This window comes from Grimontia sedimenti (assembly GCF_011045095.1).
In the GTDB taxonomy this organism is placed as follows: Bacteria; Pseudomonadota; Gammaproteobacteria; order Enterobacterales; family Vibrionaceae; genus Enterovibrio; species Enterovibrio sedimenti.
Genome location: NZ_JAALDL010000011.1, coordinates 174,361 through 190,564, shown reverse-complemented (window position 1 = coordinate 190,564; position 16,204 = coordinate 174,361). Strand labels below are relative to the sequence as shown.

Annotated in this window: 20 protein-coding genes; 12 read left to right on the top strand and 8 right to left on the bottom strand. The window is 48.0% G+C overall.

What is annotated here, in order from left to right; genetic code table 11:
- The 4 genes from G5S52_RS15415 to G5S52_RS15400 all read left to right on the top strand — a co-directional run.
- On the top strand, positions 1–736 hold a 736-nt coding region (locus G5S52_RS15415), incomplete at its 5' end, for a transketolase-like TK C-terminal-containing protein (protein WP_306418262.1).
- Between the two features lie 222 nt (positions 737–958).
- Positions 959–1,657 (top strand): cupin domain-containing protein, encoded by a 699-nt coding sequence (locus tag G5S52_RS15410; protein ID WP_165015505.1) that lies wholly within the window; start codon positions 959–961, stop codon positions 1,655–1,657.
- Positions 1,658–1,838: 181 nt separating this feature from the next.
- Positions 1,839–2,357, top strand: a complete 519-nt coding sequence (locus G5S52_RS15405) for a glutathione S-transferase N-terminal domain-containing protein (protein ID WP_235956291.1) — start codon at positions 1,839–1,841, stop codon at positions 2,355–2,357.
- Positions 2,358–2,369: 12 nt separating this feature from the next.
- Positions 2,370–3,149 (top strand): MBL fold metallo-hydrolase, encoded by a 780-nt coding sequence (locus tag G5S52_RS15400; protein ID WP_165015502.1) that lies wholly within the window; start codon positions 2,370–2,372, stop codon positions 3,147–3,149.
- A gap of 61 nt (positions 3,150–3,210) precedes the next feature.
- Here the strand turns inward: G5S52_RS15400 and G5S52_RS24020 are convergent, their stop codons facing one another.
- The 3 genes from G5S52_RS24020 to G5S52_RS15390 all read right to left on the bottom strand — a co-directional run bounded on the left by G5S52_RS24020 (position 3,211) and on the right by G5S52_RS15390 (position 4,807).
- The gene (locus G5S52_RS24020; protein ID WP_368737477.1) at positions 3,211–3,690 is read right to left on the bottom strand and encodes a LysR substrate-binding domain-containing protein; all 480 of its coding nucleotides are present in this window, start codon (positions 3,688–3,690) and stop codon (positions 3,211–3,213) included.
- An 8-nt stretch (positions 3,691–3,698) separates the two neighbouring features.
- Complete coding sequence (locus G5S52_RS24015) at positions 3,699–4,157, bottom strand: LysR family transcriptional regulator (protein ID WP_235956289.1); 459 nt, start codon at positions 4,155–4,157, stop codon at positions 3,699–3,701.
- 437 nt (positions 4,158–4,594) lie between these two features.
- Complete coding sequence (locus G5S52_RS15390; RefSeq protein ID WP_165015499.1) at positions 4,595–4,807, bottom strand: hypothetical protein; 213 nt, start codon at positions 4,805–4,807, stop codon at positions 4,595–4,597.
- Positions 4,808–4,817: 10 nt separating this feature from the next.
- Here G5S52_RS15390 and G5S52_RS15385 point away from each other — a divergent pair, with 10 nt between their 5' ends.
- Positions 4,818–5,492 (top strand): SDR family NAD(P)-dependent oxidoreductase, encoded by a 675-nt coding sequence (locus G5S52_RS15385; RefSeq protein WP_165015496.1) that lies wholly within the window; start codon positions 4,818–4,820, stop codon positions 5,490–5,492.
- Between the two features lie 13 nt (positions 5,493–5,505).
- Entirely contained in the window at positions 5,506–6,615 is a 1,110-nt protein-coding gene (locus G5S52_RS15380) for a flavin monoamine oxidase family protein (protein ID WP_235956287.1), read from the top strand.
- Positions 6,616–6,625: 10 nt separating this feature from the next.
- Here the strand turns inward: G5S52_RS15380 and G5S52_RS15375 are convergent, their stop codons facing one another.
- Complete coding sequence (locus G5S52_RS15375) at positions 6,626–7,009, bottom strand: DUF805 domain-containing protein (RefSeq protein WP_165015493.1); 384 nt, start codon at positions 7,007–7,009, stop codon at positions 6,626–6,628.
- Between the two features lie 423 nt (positions 7,010–7,432).
- Here G5S52_RS15375 and G5S52_RS15370 point away from each other — a divergent pair, with 423 nt between their 5' ends.
- The 4 genes from G5S52_RS15370 to vctC are packed head-to-tail and all read left to right on the top strand — an operon-like array spanning position 7,433 to position 11,009.
- Complete coding sequence (locus tag G5S52_RS15370; protein WP_165015490.1) at positions 7,433–8,344, top strand: siderophore ABC transporter substrate-binding protein; 912 nt, start codon at positions 7,433–7,435, stop codon at positions 8,342–8,344.
- A gap of 29 nt (positions 8,345–8,373) precedes the next feature.
- A complete protein-coding gene (locus G5S52_RS15365; protein WP_165015487.1) occupies positions 8,374–9,309 on the top strand; it encodes an ABC transporter permease in 936 nt (311 codons plus the stop codon).
- On the top strand, positions 9,302–10,252 hold the full coding sequence (locus G5S52_RS15360; protein ID WP_165015483.1) for an iron chelate uptake ABC transporter family permease subunit: 951 nt from the start codon (positions 9,302–9,304) through the stop codon (positions 10,250–10,252). The genes G5S52_RS15365 and G5S52_RS15360 overlap by 8 nt, the downstream gene beginning before the upstream one ends.
- 1 nt (position 10,253) lies before the next feature.
- Positions 10,254–11,009, top strand: coding sequence for an iron chelate ABC transporter ATP-binding protein VctC (gene vctC, locus G5S52_RS15355; protein WP_165015480.1), 756 nt, complete (start codon positions 10,254–10,256; stop codon positions 11,007–11,009).
- A gap of 71 nt (positions 11,010–11,080) precedes the next feature.
- Here the strand turns inward: vctC and G5S52_RS15350 are convergent, their stop codons facing one another.
- From G5S52_RS15350 to G5S52_RS15340, 3 genes are all read right to left on the bottom strand, one after another.
- Positions 11,081–12,673: a BCCT family transporter gene (locus G5S52_RS15350; protein WP_165015477.1), complete on the bottom strand. Its 1,593-nt coding sequence runs from the start codon at positions 12,671–12,673 to the stop codon at positions 11,081–11,083.
- Positions 12,674–13,045: 372 nt separating this feature from the next.
- Complete coding sequence (locus tag G5S52_RS15345) at positions 13,046–13,585, bottom strand: NAD(P)-binding domain-containing protein (RefSeq protein WP_165015474.1); 540 nt, start codon at positions 13,583–13,585, stop codon at positions 13,046–13,048.
- A 191-nt stretch (positions 13,586–13,776) separates the two neighbouring features.
- Positions 13,777–14,178, bottom strand: coding sequence for a DUF805 domain-containing protein (locus G5S52_RS15340; protein ID WP_165015471.1), 402 nt, complete (start codon positions 14,176–14,178; stop codon positions 13,777–13,779).
- Positions 14,179–14,372: 194 nt separating this feature from the next.
- Here G5S52_RS15340 and G5S52_RS15335 point away from each other — a divergent pair, with 194 nt between their 5' ends.
- Together G5S52_RS15335 and arfB are read left to right on the top strand one after the other, a co-directional pair.
- Positions 14,373–15,305 carry a DMT family transporter gene (locus tag G5S52_RS15335; RefSeq protein ID WP_165015468.1) on the top strand — a complete coding sequence of 311 codons (933 nt, stop codon included), beginning with the start codon at positions 14,373–14,375 and terminating at the stop codon, positions 15,303–15,305.
- A 117-nt stretch (positions 15,306–15,422) separates the two neighbouring features.
- Positions 15,423–15,836 carry an alternative ribosome rescue aminoacyl-tRNA hydrolase ArfB gene (gene arfB / locus G5S52_RS15330; RefSeq protein WP_165015465.1) on the top strand — a complete coding sequence of 138 codons (414 nt, stop codon included), beginning with the start codon at positions 15,423–15,425 and terminating at the stop codon, positions 15,834–15,836.
- A 9-nt stretch (positions 15,837–15,845) separates the two neighbouring features.
- On the opposite strand, the gene G5S52_RS15325 is transcribed toward arfB, so the two are convergent.
- Positions 15,846–16,031: a YgaP family membrane protein gene (locus G5S52_RS15325; protein ID WP_165015549.1), complete on the bottom strand. Its 186-nt coding sequence runs from the start codon at positions 16,029–16,031 to the stop codon at positions 15,846–15,848.
- Positions 16,032–16,204: the final 173 nt, after the last annotated feature.

Genomic DNA, 16,204 nt, shown 5'->3' with positions numbered 1-16,204 from the left:
TATTGCCCTGCACGGTGGTTTCGTTCCTTACGGTGCGACCTTCCTGATGTTCATGGAATACGCGCGTAACGCGATGCGTATGGCGGCACTGATGAAAGTGCAGAACATTCAGGTTTACACCCACGATTCTATCGGTCTGGGTGAAGATGGCCCAACGCACCAACCTGTTGAGCAAATCGCGTCTCTGCGCCTGACACCAAACATGAGCACATGGCGTCCATGTGACCAGGTAGAATCTGCAGTCGCATGGAAACTGGCGATTGAGCGTAAAGACGGCCCAAGCTCGCTGATTTTCTCGCGTCAGAACCTGGCTCAACAAGAGCGTTCAGCGGAGCAAGTAGCAAACATCGCCAAGGGTGGTTACATCCTGAAAGATTGCGCAGGCAAACCTGAGCTTATCTTGATTGCTACCGGTTCAGAGGTTGAACTGGCAGTTGAAGCAGCAGCACAACTGACGGCAGAAGGCAAAGCAGTTCGCGTGGTGTCTATCCCATCGACTGACGTGTTCGACAAGCAAGATGCAGCATACCGTGAAGCGGTTCTGCCATCAGACGTGACAGCACGTGTGGCTATCGAAGCGGGCATCGCGGACTTCTGGTACAAGTACGTCGGCTTTGATGGTCGCATCATCGGTATGCACACCTTCGGTGAATCTGCACCGGCAGGTGAGCTGTTCAAGATGTTCGGCTTCACCACTGAAAACGTGGTTGAGACAGCAAAAGAACTGCTGGCATAAGCAACAAACAGACCCCAAAACCCGCCAACTGGCGGGTTTTTTTCTGCCTTTTTTATCTAAACACCTCTGACAGCCGAACCAAATAGCTATTAAATTTCATACCGATACATTTTTTAGTAACCACTGAAAAAACAAAACTTTCCCGCTCTGAAAATTTTTGTGCCTCGTCCCTTTTCCAATGCCTCCTTAGACTGAAAAAAATCACGAACAAGGAGTGACAGCATGACAACGGACACCAAAACAGCCAGTCAGGAATACATCGAATGGAATGTAGACCTTTCTGCTCCCGTCTCAATTAAAGGTGGCTCGCTGCCTTTCTCAGACACCCCTATGGTCGGTGTAAAACGCATGATGTTTGAGCGTCGCGGTGATGAAATTGCCCGACGAGCGACATCTTGCGTTCGCTATGCGCCAGGAAGCTCGTTCAAACCTCATAGTCACCCAGGTGGTGAAGAATACATTGTGCTGGAAGGCACCTTCTCTGACCAAAATGGTGACTTCACTAAAGGGTGGTACGTGCGCAATCCGGTTGGTTCGACTCACGCCCCTTTTACCAAAGAAGGTTGTGAGATCTTCGTGAAGCTTTCCCAAGTGCCTTCGAGCGAACCGGACTACTTCTATCTCAATACCAATGAAGCTGATTGGACATCAGTGTCTGAGCTCCACAAAACGCTACCGCTTTGGAATTCGGACCTCGAAGAAACCTCGTTAAATCAGCTAAAAGCGGGTTATCAATCCACAGAAGAAACCTTCGACAAGGTCGTTGAATACTTTGTTCTCTCTGGCAGTGCAACCATCAATGGTACTCAGTATGAACATCACTCTTGGATGCGCTTCCCAGCTAACACGCCTGTCACGATCGCTACCAATAGCGGCGCGGTGATCTACAGAAAAATTGGTGCAGGCGAAGTACGCGTTTAACCCTTCTGCTCAACATATTCATAAAAAACAACAGCCGGAAAACCGGATAAGGAAAAGTCATGTCTTCGGAAAGCAAAATCGCGTTATACGAAACTACGGGTTTCCCGAACCCTGCGCGCATTCGAGCAGCGTTGGCTGAAAAGGATCTTTGAATCAGGTAGAGTTTATCGAGGTTGACGTTATGAACCTTGAACACCGAACCGAAGCGTTTTACGCCATAAACCCTTTGGGAACAGTACCTGTACTTCGTACGCTGGAAGGTGAATATCTTTCAGAGTCTACCGCTATTACCGAGTACATTGATGCTTTGTTTGATGGACCATCGCTCACAGGTACAACCCCACTTGAGCGTGGCATGATTCACATGATGCAGCGCCGTGCGGAGTCCATGGTAATGGATGCTGTGGGTGCCTACTTCCACCATGCTACAGCAGGTCTGGGCCCAGCGCTCGAAACTTATCAGTGTAGTGAATGGGGCAATCATCAGAAACAACGTGCACTAGCCGGTTTTTCTTATTTCAATCAACACCTAGAGCACAACTTGTACGTGGCTGCAGATACCTTCTCGATGGCTGATATCACGTTGTTCTACGGTCTGGCATTTGCAGAATTTGCTGGCATCGACATTCCGGCGGAGCTCACCAACCTGATTGGTTGGAGACAAACTATGTCGGATCGGCCTTGTTTTTCTGCGAACTAATGGAGGCGAGCCATGAAAGTACAACCCTTCTTTCATGCCGAAACAGGCTCATTGACGTATGTGGTCTCTGATAGCGGACATGCACTGATCATTGACCCGGTTCTTGACTACAACAATGGCGATATCTCTCACTCACATATCGACACTGTGCTTGAATACATCAAAAGAAAAGGGCTTGAACTGCGTTACGTGCTGGATACACATATCCATGCAGACCATCTATCGGCATCGCAGTATGTGAAGACCGCCACCGGCGCAAAAACTGTCATTAGCCACCGGATTAGGGAAGTTTTCAATCAATGGAAAAACAAATTCGGTTTGGGAGACTTGGCCAACTTTGATTATCTGGTCAACGGAAGATCCAAAATTCACTTTGGTTCCAAAGTGATCGAAGTGATTGAAACGCCGGGTCATACTCCAGCTTGTGTCACTTACAAAGTCGACGACAACGTGTTTGTCGGTGACACATTGTTCGCACCGGACAAAGGGACATCAAGAGTGGATTTCCCCGGTGGTAGCGCAGAGGATTTGTACCACTCCATTCGAAAGCTCTATGAGCTGCCAAGTGGGACAAACGTTTATCTTTGCCATGATTATCCTCCCCTCGGGTCATCACCGACAATGTGCGTGAAGATGGATTGGCAAAAGCGTAGAAATATCATGTTGCGTGACACCACCACCATGGATGAATATGTCTTTGTTAGGAGCCAGCGCGATGAATCGCTAAAAGCACCCAAATTGCTAGATATTGCGGTGCCTTTCAATTTGACATTTCAACTACCGACACCCTAAAGATCAAAAAAGACTGGATAACATCCAGTCTTTTTTCTGTGAAAGCAAAGCTCAGCAAGCCCTAACTTACTGTCGACACTAGCCAGTCACGGAACACACTGACTCTTTCCTCTTCTGAAGCTTCATTTTTCCAAACCAGAAAGTAGCAAAATCGTGAACGGAACTGATATTTTTCAGTATCAAAGGGGCAAATAAGCTCCCCTGCCTTTAACTCATCCTCTATCAACCGGCTCCGTCCAAGCGCTAATCCACTTCCCCGACGAGCAAGCTCAATGACACTGGCGAAATCGTTGATTTTTAATCCGTGTAATTTCTTGGGAAGAGGGATATCCACCTTATCAGACCATTCTTGCCAAGACGGATATCCACTGCGAGCAGGAACAGAATAATCATGTAGAAGAGGGATACCTTTCAAACCCTCAGGGGGCTTTTTAGTGAGGCCATATTTCTCTGCAAATTCTGGTGAACAAACCGGGAAAATCTCTTCAAACATCAAATGCTGTGCACACAATCCTTCCCACTGTCCCAATCCGTAACGCACACCAATATCTATGCTCGCTCAGCATAGTCGACCAAAGACACGTCAGTCTCAATCTGAATCTCGCAATCTTCATGCGCCAACTGAAAAGCATTGACTCGTGAAAGTAACCACTTGGATGCGATAGAAGGGCTTGCAGAAACAACGATGGCGTTTTCTTCTTGCTCCTCAAACAAACGACTAAGACCACGGCCAATCAGTTGGAAGCCTCTATGAATATCGGGAAAAGCACGAAGACCTTCTTCTGTTAGCGTCAGTCTGGATGAACCGGAAGTTGCCCTATCGAAGAGCCGGATATCAAGCCAATCCTCCAACTGTCTGACTTGCTGACCAACCGCAGCAGGTGTCACGTTAAGCTCCTGAGCCGCGCCAGCAAAGCTATGGTGCCTTGCTGCGGCTTCAAACGCTCTTATGCCATTAAGATGGGCGATCCTGCTCCCTTTATAAAAACGTTTTTTTGGTGAATACATAATCCAACCTTTTGTATTTGAACAGCTTTAACAACTCTTACTGGCCGTATCAATAATACATACTCACATGAGCTGATTATCTGTTTCATTTAAATATAGATGCGCACTTGGATTATTCATTCCGTTATATTAACAACACCTAAATATGTAGAAAAAAACCGGACAAACACTATCCATCAAAACATAATATTTAATAGAAGTAACATTTAATCAAAACTATCAAATTAGACGAGAAACAAAAATACCATTACATTAGCAATAACTTACAATCACATGAGCCTACCTCGCTACCCCCTCATTCAGAAAAAATCAAATATAGCTATAATTTCAATGCCATAAGCAAATATCACACATACTAAAAACAGTCTTAGGTGGAACAATAACAGAACCCATCTAGTACTTTTACCATGCGAATCTTTCTATTCAATAGAGTGGAGTTAAAGTCCATGATTTAACGGACAAACGCCAAAAAGGCCAAGCATCATGGCATGCCCATCATTTGCTAAAAATATGCGCTTGATGGTCGAAGAAAAAACCACACGTTTTATCTCTTTCATCGGCGACAAAGAAAAACTTCGCTGCCACGAAATCAATCCTGCCTCGACCTCAATACTCAGCACGTTAGCATCCGGAATAAGCACGTTATTCATGGAGGTTTAAATGACGACATCAGCGGGAAAGCCTTTGGCAGTGATCGCCGGGTACGGTGAAGGGCTGGGTGAAGCACTCAAAAAAACTTTCGAGAACGATGATTACCACGTTGTCACCATTAGTCGTTCAGGTGGGATGATCCTTGCAGACACAACGGATGCAAATGAAGTTAACCGGGCATTCGCACAGATCAGCGTTCTTCATGGCACGCCGGATGTCGTGATTTGCAACACCGCCATGCTCACAATTGAGCGTTTCTTTTCAACAACCTCCGTGCGGTTCGAAGAAACCTGGCGTTCATCTGTAATGAGCGTTTTCAACGTCGCACAGGCGGTGATTCCCATGATGATTAAACAAGGCAGTGGCACCTTGCTGGTAACGGGCGCAACAGCAGGTATTCGTGGCAGTAAGAACTTCAGCGCATTCTCATCCGCTAAGTTCGCCTTGCGTGGGCTCTCTCAATCGCTCGCCAGAGAATTCCAGCCACAGCGCATCCACGTCGCTCATGTGATTGTTGATGGAATCTTATGGTCTCCCAGGAGTCATGAGCGCTTCCCTGCCCTTCAACGCGAGAACGCCATCGAGCCGAACGATGCCGCCAGTATCTATCTCAGCTTGGCTAAACAACCTGCCAGCGCATGGACGCTGGAAATGGATATCCGCCCTTACAACGAAGCGTTTTAAACAAGGAGCCGTCATGATGAACAAATATGCTCAAACCGTGATTGTCGGTGGTGGATTAAGTGGACTTTACGCTGCTTATTTGCTCGAACAGCAAGGTCAGGATTACCTGTTGTTGGAAGCGAGAGAGCGTTTTGGTGGACGAATAGTTTCAGCATCACAGGATAATCAGGCAGCCAGAGTCGACCTCGGCCCTTCCTGGTTCTGGCCTAACATCAATCCCCGATTTTCCGCATTAGCAGAAGCACTCTCCATTCCTAGCTACAAGCAACATGGCGATGGACACTATCTTGTCGAAAAAGCCCGAGGCGCGCCGCCACAGGCAATCAATGTTGGCTACGACATTATGCCTGACACCTATCGCCTTGAAGGCGGTATGCAAGCTATGGTCGAAGGCTTATTGCAGAAAATCCCAACTCACAAGCAACTCACCGGCAGTGAGTTAACGCACGTCTCGTTGAACAACGGGACTTACACCCTGCGTTTTCAGCAATCCGGAGAAGACAAAATGTTGCAAGCACAGCACATCATCTTCGCCTTGCCGCTGAGATTAATCGCACGCAACTTGAGCTTTGAGCCAGCATTGAACCCTCGTCTACTCGACACCTTTGGCGGCACGGAAACTTGGATGGCAGCCCATGCCAAAGCGGTGTTTATCTATGACAAGCCTTTCTGGCGAGAAAATGGGTTTTCAGGATCAGCATCCAGCAATGTCGGGCCGTTAGTGGAAATCCATGACGCGTCACCAGAGGTGAACGGCAAAGCTGAATATGGCGCCATCATGGGCTTTATGGGCATTAACGGTGCGGCACGGAAAACCGCAGGCGATGAGACATTGAAAAAACTCATTCAGCAACAACTTGTCAGAATGTTTGGGCCTGATGCTGAAAATCCCCTTTCCATTCAATATATCGATTGGTTTCAGGAGGAGTACACGGCTACCAATGATGACATGGCGACGATGCATGGGCTGTATGGCTTTAGCCAGCAGGATGAAAACCACTCAAACGTTTTCTTTGCGGGGACAGAATCCTCCCGCGCTTATGGCGGATATCTGGAAGGCGCGTTAGACGCGGCTGAAAGGGCCGTCGAAGCCTTGATGGAAACATCCCTTCAGCATTGCTGAAGGGATATCATCAAAAACTATTGCTGAAAATGCTTCTTGGGTCGCTGCCGTAGTGATTTGAACCTTTGGTGCCCGGTAACAAAGAGAACATATAGAAGATGATGAAACCCAGCACTGGAACAAAAAGAACAAAATACCAAGCACCAGACTTATTGATGTCATGTAATCGACGGACAGCAACAGCGAGCAAAGGGATGAAAGTAAACACAAACCACAAGAAGGTGGCCTGAAAACTAAACGGAGTCAGGTTTTCGTACCCTGCGCTTGAGATATCCACACACAGGCAGACAAAAATCATTATCACATCCAGAAAGTGAAAGCCCCAGAACTCACGCCGTGTAGCCCTGCCTGAAAATTTGGCGTAATTCAAAAACGCCATAAACAACCATTTCATTTCCGTATCCTTACTACAACTGCTGGCCACGCTATTGTTATGTTGTTTGGCCTTGTCCTAGGGTCTTAAGCGCCACTGATTAAAACGCGGGTTTAAACTACCAAAAGCCTTGCCTCGGTAGGTGAACTCACTACACAAAACGGCTGTTTCGGCATTCATTTACGATGATATTGTCATTTTTGAGGCGAGTTTCTCAGCTCTAAAAAGTCACAAATTTTAGTGAGATCCTCCAAGTATGATCGCGAGTCTATCTCCAGCTCGTCAGTACTCTTCATTTCCAAAAAAACCGGCATCCTCGCAACTTTCCACGCTTTCAATCCTGAAATCGCGCCTTTTCAATATATCCAGTTGAATCAGAGTGAACTCAAATGTATATTGCGAACGATTTTGATAACCATTTTCATTTATGAAAAGGAGCAATAAATGAAAACCTTCTTACAGGCTGCATTGCTTTCTCTTGTGACCACCTCAGCAATGGCTGCAGAATCGGTTGTTATTGAACACCGTATGGGAAAAACTGAAATTCAAGGCGTACCAGAGCGCGTCGTCGTCATTGGTCTGGGATCGCTAGATGCAGTCAATGCGCTGGGTATTGATCCTGTTGCGGTATCCAAAACCCTTCCACAGGTTCCTGCATACCTGGAAAAATACAAAGACGACAAGTACGCCAACGTGGGTAGCCTGTTCGAGCCAAATTTCGAAGAAATCTACAACCAGAACCCAGACATCATCATCGTGGGCCCACGTAGCTCCACCAGCTATGACGAGCTGTCAAAGATCGCCCCAACAGTAGTATTCGCTGCAGACAACTCGAAAGGCTACTGGAAAGCCACTCAGGAGCAATGGCGCAACCTGGGCAAAGTCTTTGGTAAAGAAGCATTGGTTGAAGAAAAAATCGCAGCCATGGATAAAGAGTTCAAAGCCATTAACAACTACAACCAGACAAATGGCGTTGATGCCCTGACCATCATGAGTGCTGGCGGCAAACTGTCTTCTTTTGGTGCTGACTCCCGCTTTTCTGCTATCTACACAGATTTTGGTTTTAACGAGTCTGTGAAAGGCATCAAAGCGTCAAACCACGGCGATATGATCTCGTTTGAGTTTATTCGCGAGTCTGACCCTAAAACCCTTCTGGTCATTGACCGTGACACGCTGCTCAACCCTGCTGAAAGCGAAACCCGCGAGCAGTTTGATAACGATCTGATCAAAGCGACTCAGGCATACCAGAACAACAAAATGACATATCTGGATTTGAACGCCTGGTATCTATCTATGTCTGGCATCACTGCGACTGAGCAAATGATTTCTGACATCAAAAACAGTGTTGACCTGTAAGCGATTGCCCTAAGAAACTGAGGTATACCTTGTTAAAGTTGTTGTTTCTTTTGGGCTTGCTTAGTCTGGCATCCTTATTTGTCGGTGTCAGCGAGCTGTCTCCTGCCCTTTTGTTGGCAGGAGACAGCCAAGCGCTCGAACTTCTCTTCACCAGCCGCCTTCCCCGTTTGCTATCCATCGTGCTAGCAGGTGCAGGCTTAAGCATTGCAGGTCTGGTGATGCAGCAAATCAGCCGAAATCGGTTTGCTGCGCCTTCCACTACAGGCACCATTGAATGTGCCATGCTCGGCTATATGCTTAGCCTTGTGTTTTTCGGCAATGGTCATCAACTCTGGCTGATTTTTTCCGTTTCCATTTTTGGTACCTTGTTGTTTGTTACCCTTATCCAACGCATCCAATTCCGTAACGCTGTATTTGTACCGCTAATTGGCATTATCTACGGCAGTATCATCAGCTCATGCGCCACGTTCCTCGCGTATAAGTATGATGCCCTGCAAATGCTAAGCAGTTGGACAGTCGCCAACTTTGCCAGCATTTTGAAAGGTGATTATGAGCTTCTCTATATCGCCCTGCCGATTGCAGCCTTCACCTATGCCTACGCCGCGCGGATTTCCGCTGTCGGCATGGGACGTGATTTTGCGGTTGGTCTTGGACTGAGTTACAGACAGGTGTTAGTGATTGGCGTAATGCTGGTTTCCATTCTGTCGGCGAGTGTTGTAATGATAGTGGGCGCCCTACCCTTTATTGGTTTGCTTGTGCCTAACCTTGTCAGCATTTTCTATGGCGACAACCTTCGCAAGAACATTTCCCGCGTGGCGATTGTCGGCGCGCTTTTGGTACTTGCCTGCGACATTGTCAGCCGTCTGCTCATCTTCCCTTACGAAATTCCGGTTTCTATGCTGGTGAGTATTTTGGGGGGATTGGCCTTTATTTATCTCATTACCAAAGGGCCAAAAAATGTCTGATACAAAGAAAATGTGGGCAATGGCTATGACAGCCCTTGTCTTTGCCGCTCTGTTTATCTGCATTGGACTCACGGCCACGAACTATGGCTATTTCCTGTCTCGCCGTGTCCCGAAAGTGCTTGCAATGGTGCTGGCTGGCATTGCGGTTGCCCAATCGTCGTTGGTATTCCAAACCATCACCCACAACCGCATTCTCACACCAAGCATTATGGGGTTTGATTCCCTGTATGTGCTGACACAGACACTGCTGGTCGCTGTGTTTGGTGGCTTCAGCTTTTTCCTGATCAACACCTACATTAACTTCGCCATTGCCGTGACCGTGATGGTGGGGTTCTCGCTGCTGTTGTTTGGCTTCTACTTCGGCAAGGAAGGCCGCAACCTGATTGTGTTGCTTTTGATTGGCCTGATCCTCGGACAGGTGTTTTCAAGCACCGCCTCGTTTTTCACCATGCTGATGGACCCGAACGAGTTTCTGGTGGTGCAAAGCAAGATGTTTGCGAGCTTTAACAACATCAAGATTGAGTTGGTATATTTGTGCCTACCACTCTTGCTGATAGCCAGCTTCCTGCTCTACCGCATGCACCGGACATTAGATGTGTTCTGGCTGGACAAGGATAACGCCATCAGCCTGGGTGTTGATGTGCAGAAAACCACACGTAAAGCGCTGATTCTCTCCGCTGTCCTCATCGCCATGTCGACCGCATTGATTGGCCCTGTCATGTTCTTTGGTCTTTTGGTCACGAACCTGACCCGAGAACTGTTCCGCACCTATGAGCACCGCGTTTTACTGGTGGGATGTTCGCTGATGTCCATTTGCACCTTGTTGGTCGGCCAATGGGTGGTAGAAAACCTGTTTAAGTTTGATACCACGCTAAGTGTTGTCGTGAATTTCGCTGGAGGACTCTACTTCCTCTGGATGCTGCTGAAAAACCGAGTTGTTTAACATGATCACCTTAAAAAACCTGACCAAAGCTTTTGGTAAACAACGCGTCGTAGATGAAGCCTGCGGCGAATTCGAGAAGGGTAAAGTGACCGCCATCATAGGTCCAAATGGCGCGGGAAAAAGTACCCTGCTTTCTATGGCCAGCCGCCTTGTCACTCCCGATGGTGGCCATGTAGTGATAGATGGCAAAGCCATCGCCGAATGGGATACCGGTGAGCTGGCAAAACGTCTTGCCGTGCTTCGTCAGGCGAATTCAATCACTATGCGCTTTACCGTGCGCGAGCTAGTCTCGTTCGGTCGCTTTCCCTACTCAAAGGGAAACCTGACCACCAAAGACAATAAAGTCATCGATAAAGCCATTGATTATCTGGATTTGAAGTCGTTGGAAAACCGTTATCTCGATGAGCTAAGCGGAGGTCAAAGGCAGCTGGCGTTTATTGCCATGGTGATCGCACAGGACACTGACTATGTGTTCCTTGATGAACCTCTGAACAACCTCGATATCCGCCACTCACTGAGCATCATGCGAACCATTCAACGTTTGGCGCACGAGATGGGGAAGGCCGTGGTTATCGTCATCCACGACATCAACTTTGCAGCCTGTTATGCCGACCACATCATCGCGATGAAGCAAGGCAAAATCGCCACCAATGCCGTGGTTGATGAAGTGATTCAGGAAGCGGTTTTGGAAAACATCTACGACACGCCATTCACCATTGTCGAAGCGAACGGCAAGCGTATGTGTTTGTATTACTAGAGTCGGTTAAGCTTAAAGTACACATAAAAAGAAACCCGCCATCAGGCGGGTTTATTTTTCATTCATCGATATTACGCGAACTGCTTTCTACGCAGCTCTCGCGAAAGCCCTATGTAAAGACTCACACACATCACGAGCAGGAATACCGCAAACGGCAGACCCGTAGAGATAGTTGCCGCTTGCAGCGCACCTAAGCCGCCGCCCATCAGAAGGGCAATTGCCGCAAGGCCTTCGATAGTACACCAGAAGATACGCTGCGAAACCGGCGCATCAATCTTGCCACCCGCTGTAATCGTATCGATAACCAGTGAACCGGAATCTGACGAAGTCACGAAGAAGATGATGGTCAGCACCATGCCGAAGAAGCTGATCACTGCAGTGAACGGTAAAGCTTCAAACATCTTGTAGATAGAAAGCTCTGGCTGCCAGTTACCATTGGTGATCAGGTTAACCACACCCATATAACCGCCATCCATTTGATCCAGCGCGGTTGTGCCGAAAGTGGTCATCCACACAATACACACGATGGTTGGCGCAATCAGTACCGCCAGAATGAACTCACGAACAGTACGGCCGCGTGATACGCGCGCGATGAACATACCAACGAATGGTGACCAGGATACCCACCACGCCCAGTAGAAGGTCGTCCAACCGTGGTAGAAGCCAGAATCTTCACGACCCACCCAGTTCGACAGCGCTGGCAACCAGCTCAGGTAATCAACGGTGTTGCTGACGATACCACTGAAGATAAGTGCGGTAGGGCCAACCACCATCACGAATACCATCAGCATGGCTGCCATCACCATGTTGATTTCACTCAAACGCTTCACGCCGCCGTCCATACCACGGTATACCGATACGAGAGCAGCAATGGTGATAGCCAGAATCAGGATGGATTTAGTTTCAATGCCTGAATCGATACCGAACAGGTAGTTAAGGCCTGCAGCAATTTGGTTTGCGCCGATACCGAGGGACGTCGCCAAACCGAACAAAGTCGCCAATACCGCCATGATATCGATGATGTGTCCCCACAGACCCCAAACACGATCGCCAAGCAGCGGATAAAACGCTGAACGCAATGTTAGCGGCAGATCTTTGTTGTAGTGGAAGAATGCCAGCGCCAGACCGACAACGGCATAGATTGCCCACGCATGGAAGCCCCAGTGGAATATCGCAGCTGCAGTACCAATGCTTCGTGCGTCATCGGAACCCGCTTCTAACCCCAAAGGAGGTGTTAGAGTGTGGTTCATCGGTTCAAGCACACCGTAGAACATCAGGCCAATACCAACGCCGGCCGAAAACAGCATCGCGAACCATGCTGGGTAGGAATAATCAGGCGTTGCTTCTTCACCGCCTAATCGGATTTTTCCGACAGGTAGGATTGCCAGCACTAAACAGAAGATGAGAAAAAGGTTGGCTGAAATCACGAAGAACCAGTCGAAGGATTGGGTTATTGCGGGGCGAAGCCAACCGAAGAAATCGGCAGCTTGATCGGTAAAGATCAGTACACCCAGTACAAACACCACCACCATGATGGCGGAGATAGGGAAGACGGGGTTATGGAAATCTAACCCCAGGAAGTTCACGTTGTCCTGACCTACCTGATAGTCCGTGTTGTATAGGTCGTCATCATTTTTGTTTACGGTTGTCGTAGGCTCTGTCATAGCATTACCTTTTAAAACGCCCTGCTTCATCTATGAAGGAGAACGGATAGAGAAGTTTGCCATCTGGACATAAGACCAGAGGGCCTGAGGACAAGGTGTGTTGCTGCTAGGTCGGTGTATGCTCACCGATCCAACAAATGCAGAACTAACACCCCTGTTAAGATGGGCTTAATTGAACGGGGAGCGGGTTAACGCTCTCCAAAAATATTTTTTTGGCGCATGGCCTTATTTGTTCGACCTGCAAAAATGACTAATCGAACATTGGGGCAAAAGCGTAACATGGCCAGTTCCAAGACAAGTTGTTCAAATTAGAGAAAGAAAGCAAAAGCCGCTGTAGCCTCCCATGCTATATCGAGAAAAAAGGTCTCATCTTTAGCTATCTGGTAGCTTGAAAAATGAAGGGCTCGTCTTGGCCATCTCTGTCACTTTGCATCGCGATACAAAGGTGCTGAGCAAATCCTGATAACGCTGCAGGATTGGCTCAGCACCTTCCAACGCCATACTAAGCTGGCCAGATTCCGCCAGTGACACATCCCCACTAACAGGCGCATCCACCAAAACCAAATCCGGTGGGGCTTGTTCCCGAAGGGCGTCCCAACGGACATTCTGAAAGGGACTCAGTTCAAACCAGATATCCAACCCTTCAGCATTGTGGAGAATGCCGTTCTCTCCCAGCCCTTCAGCCATTACATCTTCGGGCCCCGGCAACAAGCTGAACAAAATCGTACATCGCCCAGCAATAGAAGCGGTGTCGATTCCTTCTCTCGCTCCCGAGGCTTTGAGCCTTGCCATCGCTTCCCGCTGAGTAGCATCATACACATACAAGCGACAGCCGTGAGTTTGACACCAAGTCAAAATACGCTGAGCAACGGGCTCTCCCAATTTGCCCAACCCGATAAAGCCAATATCCATGAATGGCACCTTCGTATCGGTGATTGTGACTTATTAGCAGAAACCAGATTACCTAGGGTGATTTGCGGTATCGCGTACGTCGATTGAGCTGTTTGCGACATTGCAAAAAATGAAAAGACTGGGGGAAGAGAAACGTAGAAAGCAAAAGCGCCTGCAGGATGCAGGCGCTTTGTCTATGAAAAATCAATCGATTAACCGCTGAACGTACCGGTATTGGTTGAGTCAGTCCGTTCGCCCGACTTAGGGTCTGGACCAAAGCGGTTGCTGCCTTTGGTGCCATCAAAGGCATTCAGCACCAGCAATGCAATCACACCAAACGGCAAGATACCAATCAATGCCCACCAGCCCACACGATCCGTGTCATGCAGACGACGCACTGTAACGGCCAATGTCGGAATAAACACCGCAATCGCGTACACGGTTCCCGCCGTGCCAATACCGATATCAGGGTTAAATGTTCCCAATGCCTGATCCACAAATGCCAGTGCAAAAGTGAACAGCATGTTGAACGCCAAAAACATCCAATATTCTTTGCGGCGCGCGCGGCCTTTGAAGTTCGCGTATTGTTTCAACACGCCGATATACCAATTCATGGTTCTCTCCGAGTAACAAGCCAGCGGAAATAACTACCCTCTGGCAAAAAGATCAGCGCTTATTTTAACAAAATATCCAACCCATTGAACAACCTGACACAGTGAGTAAAGGCACATTGCTGACGCTGAGTTGTTGCATGTTGGTTAACAAGCTGACTAACTGAATGACTCAGGGGGATTTTGAGCACATGCACATGGCAAGTAATCAACAAAGCTCACCGCTGGCCTGGCTGCCTATTCTGCTCGCCGTTATCGCGACGATAAGTTGGGCTGGTAACATTACATTGGCAAAGCTGGTCAACGAATCCATTCCGCCAATTGGTCTCGCCTTCTGGCGCTGGACGGTTGCCTCGCTGGTTCTGGCTCCGTTTGTGTTGCGCCCCATGCGCGAACAATGGCCATTGTTCAAAGCCAATGCATCTTTGATGGTGCTTTTGGCGCTCTTCGGTGTCGCGGGTTACAACACGCTGGTATACATTGCATTGGAAAACACCCTCTCCACCAACGTGGTGATCTTGCAGTCTTCCTCTCCGTTGTGGATTCTCTTGGTTCAGTTTCTGCTCTTTCGCCAACTCACAACCCTAAAGCAGGCTTTCGCTATTTCGGTGTCTGCCATTGGCGTACTGCTTATTATCACCAAAGGTCAGCTGGTGACTGACTTCTCTATCGGCAACAGTGAGCTTATTGCCCTGTTCGCGATTCTGGTTTGGGCGACCTATTCCGTACTGGTGCAAAAACTCCCTGAAGCACTCAAGGGATTACCTATGCTGGGTTACACCGTCTTTCTCGGCAACATGATGCTACTACCGTTTTATCTTGGTGAATCACTGTGGTTCGAACCCATGCCAATGACCAAAGAAAGTCTCGCTATCTCTCTCTACACAGGTATTTTCGCATCCGGTATCGCCTTCTTTTGTTGGAATGCAGCAGTACAGAGAATGGGAGCAGCAACCACTGGGCAATTTATGCATTTGATCCCGGTATTTGGGCTGATTTTTTCCATGCTATTTCTTGGTGAAAGGTTGGAGAGTTATCACTGGCTGGGAATAGGTTTTATCGTCTGTGGACTTTTGATTGCCAATTTCTCTACAAGCCGAAAGTCAGTGGCACCAAACAATACTGCCTAGCCAAGCCCCTCTTTTTTAACGTTTGATTCCCCTGTCGCCAGTTTGCACAACTTTCCAGTTTGGTTATAGTGGCGCCTCTTTGGGTCTGTTGACCCTTAAAACTGAGGAACAAAAACCATGTTGGTCATATCCCATAGCATATCAATCCCGGACGACGAGATTGATATTTCATACATCCGAGCCCAAGGTGCCGGCGGACAAAACGTGAACAAGGTATCTTCTGCCGTTCATTTGCGTTTTGATATCCACAGCTCTTCGCTCCCTGAGTTCTATAAAGAGCGCCTGTTGGCATTGAAAGACAGTCGCCTAACCAAAGAAGGCGTTATCGTGATCAAAGCGCAACAATTCAGAACGCAAGAGAAGAATCGTGAAGACGCCCTCCAGCGCCTTCAGGAACTGATAAAAAGTGTGGCTATTGTGCAGAAAGCACGCCGGGCAACCAAGCCCACGAAATCGTCGCAACGTAAGCGCGTGGACACAAAAACCCAGCGCGGGAAAACCAAATCACTCCGTGGCAAAGTGAGGTATTAAATGAAAATGTTATTGCAAGCCGAATTTCTTAAACACCATAGCTGCTGGGCAAAAGCCGGTAAACGCACTCTGGATCAAGTTAAACCCAACAAAGGCGGTCAACCAGATAAACAATGGGTTGACCCACACCGTCAATGCCAGTGAAATCATCACCATCAAGCCCGCAAAGATCCTGACAGCACTATCCAGCGACATTTCCTTTTTCTGCCTTTCACCTGTATCAACCTGAGACATCGTTATCTCCTTTTGCAGTAATACCTCCAATATAAACCACAAATTAAGCACTTGCTTATTAATGAATTCCTAATATTCATTCTAGTGATCGAAGCTCACATTAACTTGTTGAGAATTCGGGTCAGACTTGTCTC

Coding starts and splice junctions, on each gene's coding strand:
- G5S52_RS15360 (WP_165015483.1), top strand. CDS start 9,302: ATGTCTGATACAAAGAAAATGTGGGCAATGGCTATGACAGCCCTTGTC.
- G5S52_RS15335 (WP_165015468.1), top strand. CDS start 14,373: ATGGCAAGTAATCAACAAAGCTCACCGCTGGCCTGGCTGCCTATTCTG.
- G5S52_RS15385 (WP_165015496.1), top strand. CDS start 4,818: ATGACGACATCAGCGGGAAAGCCTTTGGCAGTGATCGCCGGGTACGGT.
- G5S52_RS15380 (WP_235956287.1), top strand. CDS start 5,506: ATGATGAACAAATATGCTCAAACCGTGATTGTCGGTGGTGGATTAAGT.
- vctC (WP_165015480.1), top strand. CDS start 10,254: ATGATCACCTTAAAAAACCTGACCAAAGCTTTTGGTAAACAACGCGTC.
- G5S52_RS15375 (WP_165015493.1), bottom strand. CDS start 7,009: ATGAAATGGTTGTTTATGGCGTTTTTGAATTACGCCAAATTTTCAGGC.
- arfB (WP_165015465.1), top strand. CDS start 15,423: ATGTTGGTCATATCCCATAGCATATCAATCCCGGACGACGAGATTGAT.
- G5S52_RS15400 (WP_165015502.1), top strand. CDS start 2,370: ATGAAAGTACAACCCTTCTTTCATGCCGAAACAGGCTCATTGACGTAT.
- G5S52_RS15405 (WP_235956291.1), top strand. CDS start 1,839: ATGAACCTTGAACACCGAACCGAAGCGTTTTACGCCATAAACCCTTTG.
- G5S52_RS15410 (WP_165015505.1), top strand. CDS start 959: ATGACAACGGACACCAAAACAGCCAGTCAGGAATACATCGAATGGAAT.
- G5S52_RS15370 (WP_165015490.1), top strand. CDS start 7,433: ATGAAAACCTTCTTACAGGCTGCATTGCTTTCTCTTGTGACCACCTCA.
- G5S52_RS24015 (WP_235956289.1), bottom strand. CDS start 4,157: ATGTATTCACCAAAAAAACGTTTTTATAAAGGGAGCAGGATCGCCCAT.
- G5S52_RS15345 (WP_165015474.1), bottom strand. CDS start 13,585: ATGGATATTGGCTTTATCGGGTTGGGCAAATTGGGAGAGCCCGTTGCT.
- G5S52_RS15325 (WP_165015549.1), bottom strand. CDS start 16,031: ATGTCGCTGGATAGTGCTGTCAGGATCTTTGCGGGCTTGATGGTGATG.
- G5S52_RS15340 (WP_165015471.1), bottom strand. CDS start 14,178: ATGAATTGGTATATCGGCGTGTTGAAACAATACGCGAACTTCAAAGGC.
- G5S52_RS15350 (WP_165015477.1), bottom strand. CDS start 12,673: ATGACAGAGCCTACGACAACCGTAAACAAAAATGATGACGACCTATAC.
- G5S52_RS15390 (WP_165015499.1), bottom strand. CDS start 4,807: ATGAATAACGTGCTTATTCCGGATGCTAACGTGCTGAGTATTGAGGTC.